The sequence below is a fragment of the Pseudoalteromonas luteoviolacea genome, assembly GCF_000814765.1.
In the GTDB taxonomy this organism is placed as follows: Bacteria; Pseudomonadota; Gammaproteobacteria; order Enterobacterales; family Alteromonadaceae; genus Pseudoalteromonas; species Pseudoalteromonas luteoviolacea_H.
Map to the genome: position 1 here is coordinate 1 of NZ_JWIC01000008.1, position 2,500 is coordinate 2,500.

The 2,500-nt window shown below is 44.9% G+C and carries 1 protein-coding gene and 2 rRNA genes (1 of these 3 cut by a window edge); 1 reads left to right on the top strand and 2 read right to left on the bottom strand.

All coding sequences use genetic code 11. The features are described from left to right. The first annotated feature begins 190 nt into the window (after nucleotides 1-190). Nucleotides 191-550, top strand: coding sequence for a hypothetical protein (locus JF50_RS26990; RefSeq protein ID WP_152614609.1), 360 nt, complete (start codon nucleotides 191-193; stop codon nucleotides 548-550). Between the two features lie 825 nt (nucleotides 551-1,375). Here the strand turns inward: JF50_RS26990 and rrf are convergent. Together rrf and JF50_RS19760 are read right to left on the bottom strand one after the other, a co-directional pair. After that, nucleotides 1,376-1,490 (bottom strand): 5S ribosomal RNA (gene rrf, locus JF50_RS19755). Between the two features lie 183 nt (nucleotides 1,491-1,673). Beyond that, nucleotides 1,674-2,500 (bottom strand): 23S ribosomal RNA (locus JF50_RS19760) (it continues 2,055 nt past the right edge of the window).

A 2,500-nucleotide genomic window follows, 5' to 3' on the forward strand; every position in this document is an offset into this window, starting at 1 on the left:
CTTATAAAAAAACAGCGCTTGCTTAAATATCAATCGAAAACCGTTATTTCTGTATAAAATTCCCTCTCTTAACTAGACACAACAATATAATTTTAACTAAGTAAGTTTGAAGCAATATCTACGTCTTGGCTTAAACTAGTTCGAGACGACATAGTACGCGAATACGTTCTTTTCGCGAAAGGTGATTAACGTGCAAAATGTAACGATAGCGAGCGAAGCGAGTACGTTCAATTTGCGCAAGGAGTATCGTGCAAAATGTAACGACAACGAGCGAAGTGAGTACGTTCAATTTGCGCAAGGTGAAACAAGCCGTTTTAGCTGCTGCCGAGGGGATCTTGAGTTTATCTTGCCGACAGTGATGGTTGCTCACTTCACCTTCAGATTATCGTGCAAAATGTTAACGACAAGGAACGTAGTGAATACGTTCTCTTTGTGCAAGGTGCAAAAGCCGTTTTCACTAAAAATAATCAACTCCCTATTTCATACGCAGAAACCGAGTCAAGAAAAACAAAGCATGGATCCTGAAACGAGTTCAGGACGACGTATTTAAACTATGCCGTCGCGCTCAACCTAGCCGTCACGCTGAACTTGTTATGGACTCCACTTGTTTGACAACATGTTTTTTAAAATTAAAGATGCTTGCGTATATGCGGTTTCTTTTGAGAGCGCGACTCTCTAACCTATGATTTATTGGCACTTTCTGTCCTAAACGCTTCGTTAGTGTATTATCACTTCAAGTTCAGACAGGTTTTCAGAAGGTTGGTCTTACAGTTTTAATTACATTGTTGTCGAACTCTTTTAAGATGTTTGTTAAATCATAACTGGCTGGTAGTTCGTACTTTGTTTTAACATTGCCCACGCCGTTCTGATATTTTTATTCACCAGCGCAATACAAGCTCGCTTTACACCTGAACGAGCAACCAACCTTAAGAGCCATGGCTGCTTCAATATCTTGGGCTTTTCCCGCAGATTGGAAATGTATGACAGCGCCCCAAAAATAAGCAGTTTTAGCTTTTGCTGAGGAAAACTTGAGTTTGTCTTGTCGGCGGTGAAGGATGCTCACTTCACCTTGCGCTATCGTGCAAAAGGCTAGCGACAACGAACGCAGTGAGTCCGCTCTTTTTGCGTAAGGTGATTAACGTGCACAATGTAACGATAACGAGCGAAGCGAGTACGTTCACTTTGCGCAAGGTGAAATAAGCTAGTTTAGCTGTTGCTGAGGAAATCTTGAGTTTGCCTTGTCGGCGGTGAAGGATGCTCCCTTCACCTTGCGCTAATTCGTCTCTTTATCAATGTGCATGACCTCTGCAACATTCGAGACGATTTAGCACGAAAAAAGCCCGACTCTTTCGAATCGGGCTTTCTTTTATTTGGCGCTTGGCAATGTCCTACTTTCACATGGGAAACCCCACACTATCATCGGCGCTATTTCGTTTCACTACTGAGTTCGGCATGGGATCAGGTGGTTCCAAAATGCTATGGTTACCAAGCAAATTCTTTTCGTGCAAATGGCTAATGACGTCTTTTTTGTCATTTCATTTGCGCAAGGTGAATTGATTTCTCATAAGAGCTCATCTATTCACAATGCTTAAAATCTGGAAAAACTAAATTAAATTCTTATCGTCTACTTATATTCTTAACTTCTAACAAGCTTAAAACCACTTTGGCGTTGTATGGTTAAGCCTCACGGGTAATTAGTACGAGTTAGCTCAATGCCTCACAGCACTTCCACATCTCGCCTATCAACGTTGTAGTCTTCAACGGCCCTTCAGTTAACTCTAAGTTAAAGTGAGAACTCATCTCGAGGCTCGCTTCCCGCTTAGATGCTTTCAGCGGTTATCGATTCCGAACGTAGCTACCGGGCAATGCTATTGGCATAACAACCCGAACACCAGCGGTTCGTCCACTCCGGTCCTCTCGTACTAGGAGCAGCCCCTCTCAATTCTCAAACGCCCACGGCAGATAGGGACCGAACTGTCTCACGACGTTCTAAACCCAGCTCGCGTACCACTTTAAATGGCGAACAGCCATACCCTTGGGACCGACTTCAGCCCCAGGATGTGATGAGCCGACATCGAGGTGCCAAACACCGCCGTCGATATGAACTCTTGGGCGGTATCAGCCTGTTATCCCCGGAGTACCTTTTATCCGTTGAGCGATGGCCCTTCCATTCAGAACCACCGGATCACTATGACCTACTTTCGTACCTGCTCGACGTGTCTGTCTCGCAGTTAAGCTGGCTTCTACCATTACACTAACCGTACGATGTCCGACCGTACTTAGCCAACCTTCGTGCTCCTCCGTTACTCTTTGGGAGGAGACCGCCCCAGTCAAACTACCCACCAGGCACTGTCCTCAACCCCGATTAGGGGCCTAAGTTAGAACATCAACACTACAAGGGTGGTATTTCAAGGACGGCTCCACACAATCTAGCGACTGTGCTTCAAAGCCTCCCACCTATCCTACACATGTAGGGTCAATGTTCAGTGCCAAGCTGTAG